This is a genomic window from Bradyrhizobium erythrophlei, assembly GCF_900129425.1.
In the GTDB taxonomy this organism is placed as follows: Bacteria; Pseudomonadota; Alphaproteobacteria; order Rhizobiales; family Xanthobacteraceae; genus Bradyrhizobium; species Bradyrhizobium erythrophlei_C.
The window spans coordinates 4718320-4736783 of sequence record NZ_LT670817.1; the positions used below are offsets into that span (position 1 = coordinate 4718320).

Consider the following 18464-nt stretch of genomic DNA (forward strand, 5'->3'; position numbering starts at 1 on the left):
TTGCATTGCAGGCTCACCTCCGCTTCATCCGCTGCGCTTCATCCGCGCTCTAACGGTGCTGCAGCGATTCTTCATCGGCACTTTAGCGGTTGTTGGGCTTCTTCGGCCCGGGCGGCTGCGCGTCGAGCCGCAATGCCTTGAGCGCGGCAAACGGGTGATCCTCGGGATCGTCGGCGACAGCAGGCGGTTCGAAAACCACATCCGGCTTGCGCGGATAGGGATCGACGGCGAGGAACAACGCATCGGTCGCGAGCCGGCCCAGATCGATAATGCCATTTTCGATCGGCTCCGGCGGATCCGGAATCTCGGCATCGCTTTCGGCGGCGTCGTCGACCAGATCGGCCAGCTGGGGAATTTGCTCCGGCGGCGCAAAGATCAGATCGATCGCTTCGTCGATGTCGTTCAAAATCGGATCGAGCGAGACCACGCAGGTCTGTCCGATCCGCGCCCGGACCCGACCCGCGACATGGACGCGGCCCCCGCTCGCGGGGGTCACATCCAGCGACGCATTCGCGAACAGGATTTCGCGCAATTCGGCGACTTCAGCCATGGCATCGCGCACGGCCGGGCTGGCTTCGATGTCGCGATGCAATCCGGTGTCCGGCAGTTGCGCCACGGTAACGGGGACGGTCCAGGGATCTGCCTTGCTGGCAACGGCTTTGCGGGTATCGGCTTTGTCGGTCATGCCAGTCGTTCTGTTCATGCTTGCGCGCCGGCTTCGGCCGGCGCGGGAAATTTCCACGATGCGCCCCGCAACGCCACCTCGTCCAGTGCCGCGAGCTCCATGATCACGGCCTCGGCATAGACGGCGAGCCGCCGTGCATGTTCGAGGTGGGCTCCGTTCAAGATATTCTTGTCGAGCGCCAGCGCCAGCGGCTCGGCTCCCCCGGCCAAAGCGAGGTCATAGGCCGCCGACCGGCCGTAGAAGGCCTCCCCGAAGGCTTGCATCCGCTTCGGGACGGTGAGATCCCCGACGCCCATTTCACGCAGGTTCGCATCCATATCGTCGCAGAAGCGATCGAACAGCGCCTGGCAGGTCTCAGTGCCCCCCTCGATCGACTTCAGCCGCCGCAACACCATCCACAAATGCAGCACCAGCAGATCAAAACGGCCGTTAACCGTGTCCGGCACGGCCAATTCCCGGTAAAACAACGGTTCTCGCGCTTGCGTCACGATCATGCCATAGATGGCCTCAATGGTGCCGCGCGGGGCTACCCGGGGTTTCCTGAAGTGATTGAACGGCCAAAGCATTGTGGGTTCCGTCGGCGAGCCCCAAGGGTTGGTTTATGGGGCGCTCGCGCCTGTTGCAATCCGGCGTGCTGCCCGGTACGTCAACGCCAAGCGCGATGCAAGGGGACGGGATCATTTCCCAAATGATTGAGACGAGTCCGACATGCCCACGCGTGGGCTTTCCGCGCGGCGCGCCCGCGCGCTGGCGCCGCATCCGCGCCGCCGCCGCCATCGCGCTGCTCTGCGCGACGCTGGGCGGCTGCCTCACCGGCGAGCAGTTTCAAAAAGGCTACATCCTGCCGCCCGGCGCGCTCGAGCAGATTCCGATCGGCGCCAGCCAGGATCAGGTGCTGATCGTGATGGGAACGCCCTCCACCGTCGCGACCCTGAACGGCGAGGTGTTCTATTACATCTCGCAGCGCTCCGAGCGCCCGGTCGCGTTCATGAACCAGAAGGTGGTCGACCAGCGGGTGATCGCGATCTATTTCGACAGGAACCGCCAGGTGCAGCGGCTCGCCAATTACGGGCTTCAGGACGGCAAGATCTTTGACTTCATCAGCCGCACAACGCCTACCTCGGGCCAGGAAATGAGCTACCTGACGCCGCTGTTCAAGCTGCTGGCCTTCCACTAGCCAGGCCGCACCTCATGTCCCGGACGCGGTGCAGCGCCTCTTCGGCGCTGCTCCGCAGGGCCGGGACCCAGTCTGGTCAAAACAACACGGACCCCGGGAAGCGCACCACGCCGCAAGCGCGGCGCGCTGCGCAGCATCCGGGGAACGCAGCTACCTTCGTGTCCCGGACGCGGCGCGGCACTCTTCGGCGCTGCTCCGCAGAGGCGGGACCCAGTCTGGTCAAACAACATGGACCCCGGATCAGCAGCGCACCAAGCCGCAAGACATAGCGCGTCGAAGACGCGCGTGAACGCGCTGATGGCGCCGCGCGGCATCCGGGGAACGGGCGAGAAACATACGGAAATGAAAAAACCCCGCGGCTCGCACCGCGGGGTTTTTGGTTTCGATCAGGATTCGGCGGTTTAGTGCGCCAGGATCGCCAGCAGCAACAGCGCGACGATGTTGGTGATCTTGATCATCGGGTTGACGGCCGGGCCGGCCGTATCCTTGTAGGGATCGCCGACGGTGTCGCCGGTCACCGCGGCCTTGTGGGCGTCGGAGCCCTTGCCGCCGTAATGGCCGTCCTCGATGTACTTTTTGGCATTGTCCCAGGCGCCGCCGCCCGAGGTCATGGAGATCGCGACGAACAGGCCGGTCACGATAACGCCGAGCAGCATCGCGCCCACCGACGAGAACGCCGCCGACTTGCCGGCCGCCCCGCCGCCCGCGATCACGTAGATCGCGAAGTAGACCACGATCGGGGAGAGCACCGGCAGCAGCGACGGGATGATCATTTCCTTGATCGCCGCCTTGGTCAGAAGATCGACCGCCTTGCCGTAGTCCGGCTTGTCAGTGCCCTGCATGATGCCGGGCTTTTCACGGAACTGACGCCGCACTTCCTCGACGATCGCGCCGGCCGCGCGGCCGACCGCGGTCATGCCCATCGCGCCGAACAAATACGGCAACAGGCCGCCGAACAGCAGGCCAACCACGACGTAGGGGTTGTTCAGCGAGAAGTCCGGGATCACGCCCTGGAAGTAGGGAAACTTCACGGCGTTGGCGATGAAGTATTTGAGGTCTTCATTGTAGGCCGCAAACAGCACCAGCGCGCCCAAACCTGCCGAGCCGATCGCATAACCCTTTGTCACGGCCTTGGTGGTGTTGCCGACCGCGTCGAGCGCGTCGGTGGCCTTGCGGACTTCCTTGGGCAGGCCGGCCATCTCGGCAATGCCGCCGGCATTGTCGGTGACCGGGCCGAAGGCGTCGAGCGCCACGACCATGCCGGCCAGCGCCAGCATGGTGGTGGTCGCAATCGCGATGCCGAACAGGCCGGCCAAGCTGTAGGTGACGAGGATGCCGGCAATGATGACCAGCGCCGGACCGGCGGTGGACTCCATCGAGATCGCCAGGCCCTGGATCACGTTGGTGCCGTGGCCGGTGACCGACGACGCCGCGATCGACTTCACCGGGCGATATTCGGTGCCGGTATAGTATTCGGTGATCCAGATGATCAGCCCGGTGACGGCGAGGCCGACGATGCCGCATTCGAACAGCGCCATGCCGGTGAACTTCACGCCCGCCAGCGGACCGAAGCCGACCAGCCAGTTGATCGCGCCGGCGACGCCGATCAATGACAGGATGCCGGTTGCGATCAGGCCCTTGTACAGCGCGCCCATGATCGACTGGTTGGCGCCGAGCTTGACGAAGAAGGTGCCGATGATCGAGGTGATGATGCAGACACCGCCGATCGCGAGCGGCAGCGTCATCATGTTCACCAGCAGCGGCGAGGTCGCAAAGAAGATCGCGGCCAGCACCATGGTGGCGACTGCGGTCACCGCGTAGGTCTCGAACAGGTCGGCCGCCATGCCGGCGCAATCGCCGACATTGTCGCCGACGTTGTCGGCAATCGTGGCGGGGTTGCGCGGATCGTCTTCGGGAATGCCGGCCTCGACCTTGCCGACCAGATCGCCGCCGACGTCGGCGCCCTTGGTGAAGATGCCGCCGCCGAGCCGCGCGAAGATCGAAATCAGCGAAGCGCCGAAGCCGAGCGCCACCAGCGCGTCGACCACGGTGCGGCTGTTGGCGGCCAGATCCAGGAAATGCGTCAGATAGGCGAAGTAGATGGTGACGCCGAGCAGCGCGAGGCCCGCGACCAGCATGCCGGTGATGGCGCCGGCCTTGAAGGCGAGTTCAAGTCCGCCGGCCAGCGACGTCGTCGCGGCCTGTGCGGTGCGCACATTGGCGCGAACCGAGACGTTCATGCCGATGAAGCCGGCCGAGCCCGACAGCACCGCCCCGATCAGGAAGCCGACCGCGACCAGCATGCCGAGGAAATAGGCCAGCAGCACGAAGATCACGATGCCGACCATACCGATCGTCATGTACTGGCGCTTGAGATAGGCCTGCGCGCCTTCGCGCACCGCAGCCGCGATTTCCTGCATCCGCGGATTGCCGGCATCCGCCTTCAAAACCGATGCGGTCGCCCAGATGGCGTAAACGATGGAAAGCGCTCCGCAGAGCACAATCACCCATAATGCTGTCATTGAATTTGCCTCAGATCCTTGATTCTGTCGGACGCCTGTCACCGCGGGAGCGGCGGGCACGTAAAAACAAGGCCTTACCCTGCCCAAAAGAGCGGCCTTAAATCGGCGGGACCATGCCAAAATCATATCCCGGGCGCAACGTCGCGGAGGCCAGAAACCGTCGATTTCGGCAGGTATTTGCGCCGAACCCGGCGGTTTCCGCCAGATTCCTAAAAATGACTGTAAGAGAGGCGCTTAAGGCCAATTTCGCTGCCCTGCGCGTCGAGGAATTTCGGGGCCGACACCCCCGCGACCACCGCGCCGATGGAGGTCACGGCCACCCCCGCGGCGTCGGCGGCTTGCGCGAACGCCGCCAAGCGATTCTCCGGGACCGCGCACAGGACCTCGTAATCGTCGCCGCCGGCAACGATGGCCTCGATGCCGACGCTGCCGCCCGCCAGCAGCGCCGCAGCGGCCGCCGACAAGGGGATACCGGGTGCGTCGATGACAGCCGATACGCCCGACGCCGCGCATAGCTTGGCGAGATCGCCGGCGAGACCATCGGATACATCCATCGCCGCGCCGGCGTGATCGCGGACTGCCTGCGCCAGCGCAGTGCGCGGCTGCGGAATCCGGTAGCGGCCCACCAGCATCGCTTTTGCCGCTGCGTCATCGGCCAGGACAGCCGCGACCGCGCCGCCCCGCAGGATGTCGAGACCCAGCGCGGCGTCGCCGATCGTTCCCGTCACCACGACGCGGTCGCCCGGCTTCGCGCCGGTGCGATAGACCATCTTGCCCGCAGGCACGCGCCCGAACGCCGTGATCGAGATCATCAGGGGACCCGGCGTGGAAACGGTGTCGCCGCCCAGCAGCGGACAGCGGAACAGGCCGGCGTCCTCGCCAAGCCCGCGCGCGAATGCTGTCAGCCACGCATCCTCAGCGGAACGCAGCGCGAGCGTCAGCACGAAGCCTGCCGGACTCGCGCCCTTCGCGGCGAGATCGGAGAGGTTCACCCGCAGCGCCTTGCGCGCGACGGTATCGGGGGGATCGTCGGGCAAAAAATGCACGCCCTCGACGATAGCGTCGGTGGTGACCACGATGTCCTCGCCCAACGCCTTGAGGACCGCCGCGTCGTCATCCAGATTGAAGGCGCCGGGGTCGGTCGCGAGCGGACGGAAATAGCGGGAGATCAGGGAGTCTTCGCCGGACGGTGTTTCTTTGCGGTCGGTCATGACGCGCGACCCAGCCCACAGCCGTCATCGCCCAGCGCAAAGCTGTCATCGCCCGGCTTGACCGGGCGATCCAGTATTGCAGAGGCGCCGGCGATTGATCGAGAGGCCGCGGCGTACTGGATCATCCGCCTTCGCGGATGATGACAGCTGAGGAGGCGGCCATAGGCCGTCATCTCAGCCTCCCGCCCGCGCGAACTCATCGGCGCGAAACTGGCGGGCGATCTGGTCGAGCACCGCGTTCACCATGCCGGTCTCATCGCCGTCGACAAAGGCGTTGGCGACGTCGACATATTCGGAGACCACGACGCGGCCGGGCACATCCTTGCGATGCTCGAGTTCGTAGGAGCCGGCGCGCAGCACCGCACGCAGGATGGCGTCGATCCGCTTCAAGGGCCAGCCCTTCGACAGCGCTTCGTCGATCAGCGGGTCAAGCTTGGCCTGGTCGCGCACCACGCCGGACACGACGTCGCGGAAAAAGGCCGCCTCGGCCGGCAGGTATTTATCGCCCTCGACCTCGCCGCCGAGCCAATGGCTCTCGAACTCGGCGAAGATATCGTTGATCCCGGCGCCGCCGATATCCATCTGATAGAGCGCCTGCACCGCGGCGAGCCGCGCCGCGCCGCGCCGGTTGGCTTTCCTGTCCGGACCTTTGGCCTGCTTGTCCTGCGTCTTCTTGTTCTCTGCCATGATCAAACCTGCGTCAGCCGGCGCTTGATGCGCAGCATGGCCAATGCTGCCCGCGCGGCGTCGCCGCCTTTGTTGAGTTCGCCGGGGCGCGCCCTCGCCCACGCCTGTGCGTCGGTGTTGACGGTGATGATGCCGTTGCCGAGCGGAAAACGTCTGTCCACCGCGAGGTCCATCAGCGCGCGCGAGGATTCCATCGAGACGATCTCGAAATGGATAGTGTCGCCCCTGATCACGCATCCGAGCGCGATCGCGGCGTCGTAGGGCTTGCCCCTGCTCTCGGCGGCATCGAGCGCAATCGCGATTGCCGCGGGGATTTCCAATGCGCCGGGAACCGTGATCACGTCGTGACCAACACCGGCGGCTTTCAGCTCGGCAACCGCGCCTTCCAGCATCGCATCCTGGATATCGTCATAGAAGCGCGCCTCGACAATCAGCGCACGCGCGCCCGAGATATCGGTTTGATCCTTCAACTGTGCACGCCGCGCGTCTGCCATCTTGTTCCATGAGTATTGATTTGCTGTGCGGGGGTTTTAGTCGCCGCTCCACAGGAAGCCAAGCACTATACTGCCCGCGATTGAACCGGATCAGCCCGCGGTATTCACTTTGCAGTCAAACAGATACCCTTGCAGCGCGGCTTCGGCTGCCGATCGTTTCGCTGAATGTGCAGGACGCAGCGTCACCGTGACATCGACCCCGCGCTTTCCGCCGGCCACGACATCGACGCGGAAATCGTCAATACCGAGGGCCTTGATGATTTCCTCCACGACGACCCGTTGCACGGCGTCGATGCGAAGCTGGGGCTTGAATATCTTGCCGACACTCGTCATCGGAATAGCCTCGATGATGACGATCTGCTTCGGCCACGCCGGCCTCTCGGCGATCAACGGCTCGGCGAATGCCCTAAGCTCCTCGGTCGTCACCTGCGCGCCCGGCTGCAACGCGACATAACAAATCGGCAGTTCGCCCGCATACCGGTCCGGCTGCCCCACGGCGGCAGCCAGCGCCACCGCGGGATGGGCCTCCAGCGCGCTTTCAATCACCACCGGATCGATATTGTGGCCACTGCGGATAATCAGATCCTTTGACCGGCCTGCGATGAAAATCCGCCCCTGCTCGTCGGTATAAGCAAGATCGCCGCTCTCGAGCCAGCCATCGCGAAGCAAGCTCGCATTGTGGCTCGGATCGCGATATCCCGGCGTGACGTGCGGTCCGGAAATCATCAGCACGCCGATCTCATGTGGCGCGCATGGCCCGTCCAGGAAACCGTCGGCGCCGAGCCTGCGGACCACGGCCTCGGTATAGGGAATGCGATAGCCCACCGATCCCAGCACCGACTCCCCGCACGCCGGATCGACCGCCAGCACGCCGGCGGTTTCCGTCATTCCAATGATCTCATGGATCTTCTTGCCGGTCATCGCCTGGAATTTCTCGCCGACGGCGCGGGGCAGCATCGAAGCGCCCGTAACCGCGTAGCGCGCAGAAGAGATATCGGCGTCGACGGGAACATTGAGCAGCGCGGACAGAGCGGTCGGAACACCGCCGATCACGGTGGCCCTGGTACGTGCGACGATCCGCCAGAAATTTTTGACCATCAGCGGATTACGCATCCCCGAAGGCGACAGCACGATCACGTTCGAGCCGGCCAGGAAACAGGACAGACCGACCGAGATGGCGCCTCCGACGTGAAACAACGGCAAACTGTTGGTCAGATTGTCGGTCTCGCCGAGATCGTACAGCACGGCTGCGCCGAATGCGGCGACGATCTGGTTGCGGTGGGTGTGCACGACCAGCTTCGGTGAACCGGTGGTGCCTCCGGTGTGGAAATAGGCGGCGACATCGTCGTCGCGGCGGCTGTTGCCGGATGCGAGAACTTTTCCATCCTGGGCCGCGAGCGCCGAGGCAAATTCGATGACACCGTCCGGCAACGGCGCGTCCGTCACCGAGATCCGGATGAGCTTGAGACCCGGAATCAACGCCTGGACCGCCAGAGCTTTCTGCCAGATGTCGAGTTGCGGATGAGGCCCCAGCGTCACCAGGATCGTCGCGCCGGAGGCCTCGATCAGCTCGGCGATGTTTTGCGCCTGCAGCAGGAAATTAATGGGCACCGCATAGCCCGCGGTCTCCGCGCCCCACAAGGTGAAATGGGTTTCGACCAGGCTCGGCAGGATGTAGGCCACGCCCGGCGCAGATCCGCCGATGGAGGTAAACAGATTGGCCGCACGGGTGATGCCTTCGAGCAATTGACGGTAGGAAACCAGGCGCGGTTTCTCCTCATCCTCTCCCGTCATCACCATGGTCAGCGCGGTATGATCCGGATTGCGTGCCGCGCTCTTCACAAAGACGTCGTAGACGCATCTCGCGTCGTAACGTTGCGCAAACGGCTTTTCGTTTTCGAATCGAATCACGTCCGCAAGCGTCGCGATCGGATAGTCGCTGAATGCTGGCACTGGATCTCCCCAAATGTTGGGATCTCTGCGGACCCTTTTTGACGAACCGTACCGCTACAATGGCATCTCGCTCAACCGCGCGGCGTAGCGCGCCATCAGGTCGACCTCGAGATTGACCTCGCTGCCGGCGCGCCAGCTGTGAAGCGTCGTGACATTTAGCGTGTGCGGAATGATCAGCACCGAAAACGCTGTCTCATCGACGGTATTGACCGTCAGCGACACGCCATCCAGCGTGACCGAGCCCTTGGCCGCGATGAAGCGCGCCAGTTCGCGCGTGGTGCGCAGTTCGAACCGCGCCATGTCGGGAAGGTCGTCGCGCGTGACGATGGTGGCGATCCCGTCGGCATGGCCGGCCACGATATGGCCGCCGAGTTCATCGCCGATCTTCAGCGCGCGCTCGAGGTTGAGTTTGGTGCCGACGCTCCAATGTTTTGCGGTGGTCATGCCAAGGGTTTCAGCGGCGGCGTCGACATCGAACCAGGTCTTGTCGCCCGCGACGCCCGCGGCGACCACCGTCAGGCAGACGCCGTTGCAGGCGATCGAGGCGCCGTCCGCGATGCCGGCACGGTCGTAGCGGCAGGCGATTCGCAGCCGGTGCAACTGCCCCTGCGCCGTTGGGGTCATGGCCGTTATCTCGCCGATGTCGGTGACAATGCCGGTGAACATCTGTGTCCTCTTGCCGTCATGGCCGGGTGGCCATCCACGTTTTCCTTTGTCATTTGTGGCCAAGACGTGGATGCCCGGCACAAGGCCGGGCATGACGAGCTTGGGTGTTCATGCGCGCTCGTAGATCGTCAGAGTATCCTTCTGCAGGCTTTCGCTAGCACGAACGCGAAAGTCCGGCGACTGTGTGATGGATGTCGGCGGCAATGCCTCCAGCGCATCGACGCCGCCGGCGCCGATCGCATCGGGGCCGCGCAGCAGCCAGACTTCGTCGACCAGCCCTGAGGCGACAAAGGATGACGCCACGCGCGCGCCGCCTTCCACCAAAAGCCGTGTGATGCCCTTTTCAGCGAGCGCATGCAGCACAGCCTTAAGATCTAGCCCCGACGGCGTGGTCGTGGTGGCCACCCGGATCACCTGCGCGCCGGCGGCGCCGAGCTTCATGGCGGCAGGCGCTTCCGACAAGGTCGAGGTCATCACCCACAGCGGCGTCTGGCGCGCGGAATGAACCAGCCGGCTGCTGCCTGATATCCGCAGGCTCCGATCGAGTACCACCCGCACCGGCGAACGCGCTTCCATGCCCGGCAGCCGGCAGGTCAAAAGCGGATCGTCCGCCTGCACCGTGCCGATCCCGACCAGGATCGCGTCGGATTGCGCCCGCAGCAGATGCACCCGCGCTCTTGCGGCGTCGCCCGATATCGCCACGGGTTTGCGCTCCGCAGCGCCGATCTTGTCGTCGGCGGATACCGCGAGCTTGAGGATCACGTGGGGACGCTTGTCGCGGATGCGCCTGAAATGGCCGGCATGGTCATGCGCCGCCTCCGCCGCCCCTGGCCCGATGTCGACCGTAATGCCGGCGGCGCGCAATTTGGCATGGCCCTGCCCGGCCACCTCCGGGTTGGGATCCTCGATCGCCGAGACCACGCGGGCGATGCCGGCGGCAATGATGGCGTCCGCACAGGGCGGCGACTTGCCGATATGGGAGCACGGCTCCAGCGTCGCATAGAGCGTGGCGCCTCGCGCAGCCTCGCCGGCGCGCTTGAGCGCCTCCGGTTCGGCATGGGGGCGGCCGCCGGGCTGGGTCCAGCCACGGCCGATGATGACGCCGTCCTTGACCACGACCGCGCCGACGGCGGGATTGGGCCAGGTTTGGCCCTGCCCGCGGCGCCCGAGCGTCAATGCCAGCCGCATGAAGCGCTGGTCGGCGGCTTTGGATTGCTTCGATTTCTGCGCGAACTGGTCTTCCAGAATGCGGAAGATCATTTGCGTAACAGGGCCAGCCGCGCGTCGTCGTCGCCGGAGAGCTCGCCGAGCACGGCTTCGAAGTCTTTCGCTTCGCGGAAATTGCGATAGACCGAGGCGAAGCGGACATAGGCGACGTCGTCGAGCTGACGCAGATGCTCCATCACGATCTCGCCGATCGCCTCGGATGAAATCTCGGCTTCGCCGCCGCTTTCCAGCTCGCGCACGATGGCCGAGACCATCTTCTCGACCCGCTCCGCATCGACCGGACGCTTGCGCAGGGAAATCTGCAGCGAGCGCACCAGTTTATCGCGGTCGAACGGCACCCGGCGGCCGTTGCGCTTGATCACCGTGAGTTCGCGCAGCTGCACGCGCTCGAAGGTGGTGAAGCGGAAATTGCAGGCGATGCATACCCGCCGGCGCCGGATCACGGCGGAATCCTCGGTCGGACGGGAGTCCTTTACCTGGGTATCGAGACTGTTGCAGCTTGGGCAACGCATCCGGCTAAAACCTTACTGCAAGACCTTATTGATAGATCGGAAAACGATCGGTGAGCGCCTTGACCCGTTCCTTGATCGCGGCTTCGACCATCGGCGCACTGCCGTCCTGCGACTGCGCGATCGCGTTGAGCACCTCGGCGATCATGCCGGCGACCTGCTTGAATTCGGCAACGCCGAAGCCGCGCGTGGTCGCCGCCGGCGTACCCAGCCGAAGGCCCGAGGTGACGAACGGCTTTTCCGGATCGAAGGGAATGCCGTTCTTGTTGCAGGTGATGGCGGCGCGCACCAGCGCCTTTTCCGAGACGTTGCCCTTGAGGCCCTTCGGCCGGAGATCGACCAGCATCAGATGGTTGTCGGTACCCCCCGAGACGATGTCGAAACCGTGGCCGCGCAGGCTCTCGGCCAGCGCCTTGGCATTCTCGACCACGTTCTTCGCATAGATCTTGAAGTCCGGCCGCAGCGCTTCGGCGAACGCCACCGCTTTCGCCGCGATCACATGCATCAGCGGCCCGCCCTGCAGGCCCGGGAAGATCGCCGAGTTCAATTTCTTGGCGAGCGCCTCGTCGTTGCACAGGATCAGGCCGCCGCGCGGACCGCGCAGCGATTTGTGCGTCGTGGTGGTGGTGACATGGGCATGCGGCACCGGCGAGGCATGCACGCCGCCGGCGACGAGGCCGGCGAAATGCGCCATGTCGACCATCAGATAGGCGCCGATGCTGTCGGCGATTTCGCGAAACCGCTTGAAGTCCCAGGCGCGCGAATAGGCCGATCCGCCGGCGATGATCAGTTTCGGCCGCACCTGCTCGGCCTGTTTTGCGACCGCATCCATGTCGATGACCTGGTCGTCGCGCCGCACCGTGTAGTGCGCGGCCTTGAACCATTTGCCGGACATGTTGACGGGCGAGCCATGGGTGAGATGGCCGCCGGCGGCGAGATCGAGACCCATGAAGGTGTCGCCGGGCTGCAGCAGCGCCAGGAACGTCGCCTGGTTCATCTGGCTTCCCGAGTTCGGCTGCACATTGGCAAAGCCCGCGCCGAACAGTTTTTTGGCGCGGTCGATCGCCAGCGTCTCCACCACGTCGACCCATTCGCAGCCGCCGTAATAGCGGTTGCCCGGATAGCCCTCGGCATATTTGTTGGTCAGCGCCGAGCCCTGGGCTTCCAGGACTGCGCGGCTGACGATGTTTTCCGACGCGATCAGCTCGATCTCGTGGCGCTGGCGGCCGAGTTCACCGCGGATGGCGGCGGCGATATCCGGATCGGCCTCGGAGAGTGTGGCCGAAAAGAACGAGTCGGGCGCGGAGCCGGTTTGGGCACCGGATGAAGAAGGGCTCATGGGCGAAATATCTCCACCGCCGCAACCTGTTAGACGGGGTGCGGTCGGCTATGTGTGGCGCTCGCAAGATATGCCTGCGAGATACCACATCGCCCGTAATTGGCCAAGCGCTTGCGGTATCCGCCTGATATTTATGCAAGATATGGTGGGGATGGGGTGGCTGGTAGGACGTGGGGCCCCGACAATTCGTCATGGCCGGGCTTGACCCGGCCATCCACGTCTTTGGCGCCGTCAGGGAAAGGACGTGGATGCCCGGCACAAGGCCGGGCATGACGACCGAGAGGCCAGGAGCGCGCCGCCCTACTTCGCAAACCGGTACGCCCCACCCTTCTCGATCGAACGCTGGAACGCCGGCCGCGCGTGCATGCGCGACAGCCACGCGCTTAAATTCGGATACGGCCCAAGCTTGTCGAACACCTTCGCCATGTCGCCGACAAAGCTCATCTGGATATCGGCGCCGGTCAGCGATGTCCCGACAAAGAACTCGCGGCCGTTCAATGCGCCGTCGACATAGCCGAGATGGTTGGCGATCTCGCTGTCGATGCGCGGATGCAAGGGAGCGCCCGCCTCCTTCAACCTGCCGACATAAAGGTTGAGCATCAGCGGCAGCATCGCCGAGCCTTCCGAGTAATGCAGCCACTCGTTATAGGCCTCGTAATCGGCGCTGCCGGGCGCCGGCATCAGCTTGCCTCCGCCGTGGCGGCGAATGATGTAATCGACGATTGCGCCCGACTCCGCGATCCTGATATCGCCATCGGTAATCACAGGCGACTTGCCGAGCGGATGCACCGCGGTCAATTCCGGCGGCGCCAGCCGCGTCGCGGCATCGCGCTGATAGCGCTTCATCGCATAGGGGGTGCCGAGCTCTTCCAGCAGCCACAAAATCCGCTGCGAGCGGGAGTCGTTGAGATGATGCAAGGTGAGCATGGGGTTTCCTCGGCGTTCTCGCTGGACGGCAAGGTGTAGCAGAGATTTTCGCCGGGCGTCCGCAACACCTACAAACGTCATCGCCCGGCGCCTGTCCCCGACTTGATCGGGGATGACCGGGCGCCAGTATTCCCCAGCATTTAGCGTTAGAGTCGAGAGGCCGCGGCCTACTGGGATGCCCCGCTTTCGCGGGGCATGACGTGCGGATCAGCGTCGCCGGCCGCTCACAGACAGCGTTCTACAACCCCGTATACCCGGCCTTCACCGGATCGCTGGACCCGTCGAGTTCGCGCAAATAGGTCAGCCCGCACACCGTGAGGCGATGCGGATCCTTTTCGCCGGCTTCGAACAGCATGGTGACGTATTCCGTGACCTTGGCGCGGGCCTCCGCGCTGGCGGCGGCGGAGCGGTTTAGCAGGAGATCATAGACGTGCATGATGCGGTCGATGGCAGCTTCCATGGATATCCTCTGGGCTATCGATCAGGGGGCTGTCGGTCAGACGAGTTGGGCCTCGAACTGCGCGATCGCCTTGTTGGCGAGCCTGATCTTATTGTATTCGCCGCGCTGAAAGATCTCGACGATGATTTCGAGCAGCCGGTCGTTGGTGGCAAAGCTATCGGCCATGGCGCCGGACTTGCGAAGATAGTTCGAGGCGATGGCATAGGAATCGCCGACCACCTCGACATTCATCACCTGCAATCCGCGCTCGACCAGCATGGCTTAAGTCCTCCGATATGGAGGGATAAGCCGCGACACCCGACATAGGTTCCGTTTCGGGAAACTTGTTTTTTGCGATGCGAAAAGGCGAGCAAAAACAAAACGCACCGGGCCGGTAAGTCGGTCCGATGCGCCTGGGGAAGTCTATCTTAAAGCACTGGCTGCCGGTCTTTTTGAGATGCCGGCTTGGCCGATGAAAAAGTCTCAGAGCCGATACAGGATCTGGTCGGTCCAGAACCGCTCGAGCCGATGCAGCGACTTGTTCAGGGTCGCGAATTCCTCGTTCGAGATGCCGCCGACCTGTTCCACGGTCTTGACGTGCTTCTGGTAGAGCGCGTCGACGATGCGGCGGATTTCCTGGCCCTGCGCGGTGAGGCGAATGCGGACCGATCGGCGATCGACGCGCGAGCGCTGATGATCGAGGAAACCGAGTTCGACCAGCTTCTTCAGATTGTAGGAGACGTTGGAGCCGAGGTAATAGCCGCGCGTGCGCAGTTCACCCGCGGTCAGTTCCTTGTCGCCGATATTATAGAGCAGGAGTGCCTGCACCGAATTGATGTCGGCGCGGCCGCGGCGATCGAATTCATCCTTGATGACGTCGAGCAGGCGGCGATGCAGACGCTCCACCAAGGTCAATGCTTCGAGGTAGAGCGGCTGCACCGGAGCCTGGCCGGGAACGCGTTCAGCGGTTTCCACCGCCGTTGCAACGGCTTTCATCATGACATTCCCCTGTTGTCGTTTTTATCGACTTATTCGACGAGACTTGTGTCCCGCCTGATAGCCTCAACTTAAGGGGACGGTTTGAAGATCCGCTTAAATAAGACAATAAAGAGATCATGAATTTAAGACAGTGAATCGCGGATTAAGCCCGTGAACAAAGGGCTTTTCGCAACCTTTCATTGACGGTGCGCGAGCCCTGTTCACGCTTCGTTGGCGCAACGTGTCGCATATCCGAACAGCACCGCTCAAATTCGAAACGCCTGCGTAACAGGTATGACCGCAGCGTTAGGGTGACTGAAAAGTTACCGCGAAATTTGTCGAAAATTTTATGCAATTCTTTGGGCGCGCATCAGGGATGGCGCGCGTTATGGCGGCCGTTCACGCGCCGCCATCCAGGCCAGCGCGAGATACGCCGCCAGCATCGACGCTTCCACGCCGACCACGACAAGGCTGCCGCCGTAGATTGCCGGAAACATCAGTTCGATCACCGCCATCGAAACGACCGTCGTCAGCCACACCACCGCGCCCCACGGCGTCGCGAGCCACAATCCGACCGCGGCGACCAGTTCGATCACCGCGAAATAAACCGTCGCGGCCTGCCACGCCATCGCCTGATTTTCGAACGCATCGTCTTCGCCGCCGATGAAGCCGGTGACCTGGGCCCAATGATAGAGTCCCTTGGCCACCGAGAGCACGGCCATGATGCGCAGGAAGAGCACCAGCCGCCGGGTCCACGCATTGTCGTCGGATTCGATCCGTTCGGACGAAATCGCCGCCACCGACATGGCATTGTCCCGCGAGGGATCGCGCGATGGGGTTTCAGACATGCGCGGTGCTGTTCATGATCTTCAATACGCCTCTCTAGATCATCTCATGGCCCCTGGGCGCGGCAAAATCAATCCGGCAAGCCCCCTTGCAGCGGGTCAGGGCCGCGATGACGGAACCCGTGCAAGGTGCTAAGACTGTGACCGTTCACATCCGGTCCGCCGTCTTCAGGAGAAATCATCACATGGCGATCAAATTCGGGCGTCCGATCGAAATGCGCGACGCGCCGCGGCGGGAGACCGCCCTGGCCGCCCCCCGCCTCGATCTGGCTGTTCGCCCGCGCCGCAATCGCAAGGCGGAATGGGCGCGCCGGTTGGTGCGGGAAAACGTGCTGACCACCGACGACCTGATCTGGCCGCTGTTCGTGGTCGACGGCCACAACGAGCGCGCCGCCATCGCCTCGATGCCGGGCGTGGAACGGCTCAGCGTCGACCAGGCGGTGCGCGACGCCGAGCGCGCGGTCAAGCTGAACATCCCCTGCATCGCGCTGTTTCCCTACACCGACCCGTCCCTGCGCGACGAGCACGGCTCCGAAGCGGTCAATCCCGACAACCTCGTGTGCAAATCGGTGCGCGCCATCAAGAAGGAGTTTCCGGGCCTGGGCGTGCTGTGCGACGTCGCGCTCGATCCCTTCACCAGCCACGGCCATGATGGATTGATCGAGGACGGCCGCATCCTCAACGACGAGACCGTGGCGGTGCTGGTGCGGCAGGCGTTGGTACAAGCCGAGGCCGGCTGCGACATCATCGCGCCGTCCGACATGATGGACGGCCGGATCGGCGCCATCCGCGAGGGGCTCGACGCGACGGGATTTCTCGACGTGCAGATCATGGCCTATGCGGCGAAATATGCCTCCGCCTTCTACGGCCCGTTCCGCGACGCGATCGGCTCGGCCAAGACGCTGACCGGCGACAAGCGCACCTATCAAATGGACAGCGCCAATTCCGACGAGGCGCTGCGCGAGGTCGAACTCGACATCGCCGAAGGCGCCGACATGGTGATGGTGAAGCCGGGGATGCCCTATCTCGACGTGGTGCGGCGGGTCAAGGACACCTTTGCGATGCCGACCTTTGTCTACCAGGTGTCCGGCGAATACGCGATGATCGCGGCGGCCGCCGGCAACGGCTGGATCGACGGCGAGCGCGCGATGATGGAAAGCCTGCTGGCGTTCAAGCGCGCCGGCGCCGATGGGGTTCTGACTTATTTCGCTCCGCAGGCGGCGGAGAAGCTGAAGATGGAGGGCTAAGGCGGGTCGTTGAAATGTGCTCTTGGAAATATGCTCTTGCGCCCGGGAAAAGCCATTCCCATGTGGTGCAGCGACAAGGTCGGGAGGAAGGATTATGTATGACAGCGGTTCGGGAAACACGCGCGGTGCCTGGCGTAATGGCGCGCCGGATTTTCAGCCGCATGCGTTCGATCCCCGGAGCCAGCCGGAACTGTTCCGCGGCGTGCTGACGCGGCGGGTGTTCGCGTTCCTGATCGACCTCGTGGTGCTTTCCGTCCCTGTGATTTTCGGTTACGTGTTCATCGCCGTGTTCGGCCTGATTACGCTGGGGCTCGGCTGGGCACTGTTCTGGCTGGCATGGCCGGCTTCCGTGATCTGGGCGGTGATCTATTACGGCGCGTCGCTGGGCGGTCCGCATTCGGCTACCATCGGCATGCGCGTGATGGATCTGGAACTGCGCACCTGGTATGGCGCGCCGAGCTATTTTGTGCTGGGTGCGATGCACGCGGTGCTGTTCTGGCTGTCGGTATCGTTCCTGTCGCCGCTGGTGCTGCTGGTCGGGCTGTTCAACGGCCGCCGCCGCCTGCTGCACGACATCGTACTGGGAACCGTTGTGATCAACAGTTCGGTCCGCAGCCCGGTGGCGCAGACCGCCCGAACCTTCTAACCCGTGCCGGCAGGCACGGGGCAAACCGATTGACCGTCAGCCTCCGCGGCGCGATGCTGGCGCCTGCTTCGTTCCTGGAGCCCGTGAGATCCCGTGACCCAGCACTCGCGTGATACCCCGCAATTCTATCTGACGGCGCCGTCGCCCTGCCCGTATCTGCCGGGCCGGCATGAGCGCAAGGTGTTCACGCATCTGGTCGGCGACAAGGCCGGCGACCTCAACGACCTGCTCACCCATGGCGGCTTCCGGCGCAGCCAGTCGATCGCCTACCGCCCGGCCTGCGACCAGTGCCGCGCCTGCGTTTCCGTGCGCGTCGTCGCCAACGAGTTTCGTCCCTCGCGCAATTTCAGGAAGATCCTGGCCCGCAATGCCGACATCGTCGGCGAGCAGCGCAGCCCGGTACCGACCTCCGAGCAATATTCGGTCTTTCGCGCCTATCTCGACCAGCGCCATCGTCATGGCGGCATGGCCGACATGACCGTGCTCGATTACGCCATGATGGTGGAAGACAGCCACGTCGAAACCCGCATCATCGAATACCGCCGGCGCGGCATCGACAGCGGCATCACCGGCCGCGGCGAGGAACTGGTGGCGGTGGCGCTGACGGACGTGCTCAGCGACGGGCTGTCGATGGTGTATTCGTTCTTCGAACCGTCGGAGGAAAGCCGCTCGCTCGGCACCTTCATGATCCTCGACCACATCACCCGCGCCCGGCGCCAGGGACTGCCTTACGTCTATCTCGGCTACTGGATCGAAGGTTCCAAGAAAATGGACTACAAGGGCCGCTTCCTGCCGCAGCAGCGCCTCGCCCCCTCCGGCTGGCTGCGTATCGACGCGTCAGGCGAAGTGCCCTCGGAGCCGCAGGAATAGGTGGCGAATAGGAAGTGGCGAATGAAGTGCGAGTAAGAACCC

At 63.9% G+C, this 18464-nt stretch carries 20 protein-coding genes; 4 read left to right on the top strand and 16 right to left on the bottom strand.

Features of this window, described 5'->3' with window-relative positions:
* Nucleotides 1-82 precede the first annotated feature (82 nt).
* Together B5527_RS22520 and B5527_RS22525 are read right to left on the bottom strand one after the other, a co-directional pair.
* Complete coding sequence (locus tag B5527_RS22520) at nt 83-703, bottom strand: YceD family protein (RefSeq protein ID WP_079603495.1); 621 nt, start codon at nt 701-703, stop codon at nt 83-85.
* On the bottom strand, nt 700-1251 hold the full coding sequence (locus B5527_RS22525; protein WP_079603496.1) for a ubiquinol-cytochrome C chaperone family protein: 552 nt from the start codon (nt 1249-1251) through the stop codon (nt 700-702). The genes B5527_RS22520 and B5527_RS22525 overlap by 4 nt, the downstream gene beginning before the upstream one ends.
* A gap of 95 nt (nt 1252-1346) precedes the next feature.
* Here B5527_RS22525 and B5527_RS22530 point away from each other — a divergent pair, with 95 nt between their 5' ends.
* Entirely contained in the window at nt 1347-1862 is a 516-nt protein-coding gene (locus B5527_RS22530; protein WP_425305104.1) for an outer membrane protein assembly factor BamE, read from the top strand.
* A gap of 401 nt (nt 1863-2263) precedes the next feature.
* Here the strand turns inward: B5527_RS22530 and B5527_RS22535 are convergent, their stop codons facing one another.
* From B5527_RS22535 to B5527_RS22600, 14 genes are all read right to left on the bottom strand, one after another.
* On the bottom strand, nt 2264-4384 hold the full coding sequence (locus tag B5527_RS22535; RefSeq protein ID WP_079603497.1) for a sodium-translocating pyrophosphatase: 2121 nt from the start codon (nt 4382-4384) through the stop codon (nt 2264-2266).
* Nucleotides 4385-4593: 209 nt separating this feature from the next.
* A complete protein-coding gene (gene thiL / locus B5527_RS22540) occupies nt 4594-5595 on the bottom strand; it encodes a thiamine-phosphate kinase (RefSeq protein ID WP_079603498.1) in 1002 nt (333 codons plus the stop codon).
* A 174-nt stretch (nt 5596-5769) separates the two neighbouring features.
* Nucleotides 5770-6282 (bottom strand): transcription antitermination factor NusB, encoded by a 513-nt coding sequence (nusB, locus tag B5527_RS22545; RefSeq protein WP_079603499.1) that lies wholly within the window; start codon nt 6280-6282, stop codon nt 5770-5772.
* 2 nt (nt 6283-6284) lie between these two features.
* Nucleotides 6285-6776 (bottom strand): 6,7-dimethyl-8-ribityllumazine synthase, encoded by a 492-nt coding sequence (ribH, locus tag B5527_RS22550; RefSeq protein WP_079603500.1) that lies wholly within the window; start codon nt 6774-6776, stop codon nt 6285-6287.
* 90 nt (nt 6777-6866) lie between these two features.
* Complete coding sequence (locus B5527_RS22555; protein ID WP_079603501.1) at nt 6867-8729, bottom strand: acyl-CoA synthetase; 1863 nt, start codon at nt 8727-8729, stop codon at nt 6867-6869.
* Between the two features lie 54 nt (nt 8730-8783).
* Nucleotides 8784-9395, bottom strand: a complete 612-nt coding sequence (locus B5527_RS22560) for a riboflavin synthase (protein WP_079607436.1) — start codon at nt 9393-9395, stop codon at nt 8784-8786.
* A 108-nt stretch (nt 9396-9503) separates the two neighbouring features.
* A complete protein-coding gene (gene ribD / locus B5527_RS22565; protein WP_079603502.1) occupies nt 9504-10655 on the bottom strand; it encodes a bifunctional diaminohydroxyphosphoribosylaminopyrimidine deaminase/5-amino-6-(5-phosphoribosylamino)uracil reductase RibD in 1152 nt (383 codons plus the stop codon).
* Nucleotides 10652-11134 (bottom strand): transcriptional regulator NrdR, encoded by a 483-nt coding sequence (gene nrdR / locus B5527_RS22570; RefSeq protein ID WP_079603503.1) that lies wholly within the window; start codon nt 11132-11134, stop codon nt 10652-10654. Before nrdR ends, ribD begins: the two co-directional genes overlap by 4 nt.
* A 25-nt stretch (nt 11135-11159) precedes the next feature.
* Nucleotides 11160-12470: a serine hydroxymethyltransferase gene (gene glyA / locus B5527_RS22575; protein WP_079603504.1), complete on the bottom strand. Its 1311-nt coding sequence runs from the start codon at nt 12468-12470 to the stop codon at nt 11160-11162.
* A 300-nt stretch (nt 12471-12770) separates the two neighbouring features.
* On the bottom strand, nt 12771-13397 hold the full coding sequence (locus B5527_RS22580; protein WP_079603505.1) for a glutathione S-transferase family protein: 627 nt from the start codon (nt 13395-13397) through the stop codon (nt 12771-12773).
* Between the two features lie 238 nt (nt 13398-13635).
* Nucleotides 13636-13857, bottom strand: a complete 222-nt coding sequence (locus tag B5527_RS22585; protein ID WP_079603506.1) for a hypothetical protein — start codon at nt 13855-13857, stop codon at nt 13636-13638.
* A gap of 36 nt (nt 13858-13893) precedes the next feature.
* Nucleotides 13894-14115 carry a hypothetical protein gene (locus B5527_RS22590; protein ID WP_079603507.1) on the bottom strand — a complete coding sequence of 74 codons (222 nt, stop codon included), beginning with the start codon at nt 14113-14115 and terminating at the stop codon, nt 13894-13896.
* A gap of 204 nt (nt 14116-14319) precedes the next feature.
* Complete coding sequence (gene ldtR / locus B5527_RS22595; protein ID WP_079603508.1) at nt 14320-14835, bottom strand: transcriptional regulator LdtR; 516 nt, start codon at nt 14833-14835, stop codon at nt 14320-14322.
* Nucleotides 14836-15200: 365 nt separating this feature from the next.
* On the bottom strand, nt 15201-15662 hold the full coding sequence (locus B5527_RS22600; RefSeq protein ID WP_079603509.1) for a DUF6163 family protein: 462 nt from the start codon (nt 15660-15662) through the stop codon (nt 15201-15203).
* 182 nt (nt 15663-15844) lie between these two features.
* Between B5527_RS22600 and hemB the strand changes: the two genes are divergently transcribed.
* The 3 genes from hemB to B5527_RS22615 all read left to right on the top strand — a co-directional run bounded on the left by hemB (nt 15845) and on the right by B5527_RS22615 (nt 18422).
* Nucleotides 15845-16906, top strand: coding sequence for a porphobilinogen synthase (gene hemB, locus B5527_RS22605; protein WP_079603510.1), 1062 nt, complete (start codon nt 15845-15847; stop codon nt 16904-16906).
* A gap of 94 nt (nt 16907-17000) precedes the next feature.
* Entirely contained in the window at nt 17001-17552 is a 552-nt protein-coding gene (locus B5527_RS22610) for an RDD family protein (RefSeq protein WP_079603511.1), read from the top strand.
* A 93-nt stretch (nt 17553-17645) separates the two neighbouring features.
* Nucleotides 17646-18422, top strand: coding sequence for an arginyltransferase (locus B5527_RS22615; RefSeq protein WP_079603512.1), 777 nt, complete (start codon nt 17646-17648; stop codon nt 18420-18422).
* Nucleotides 18423-18464: the final 42 nt, after the last annotated feature.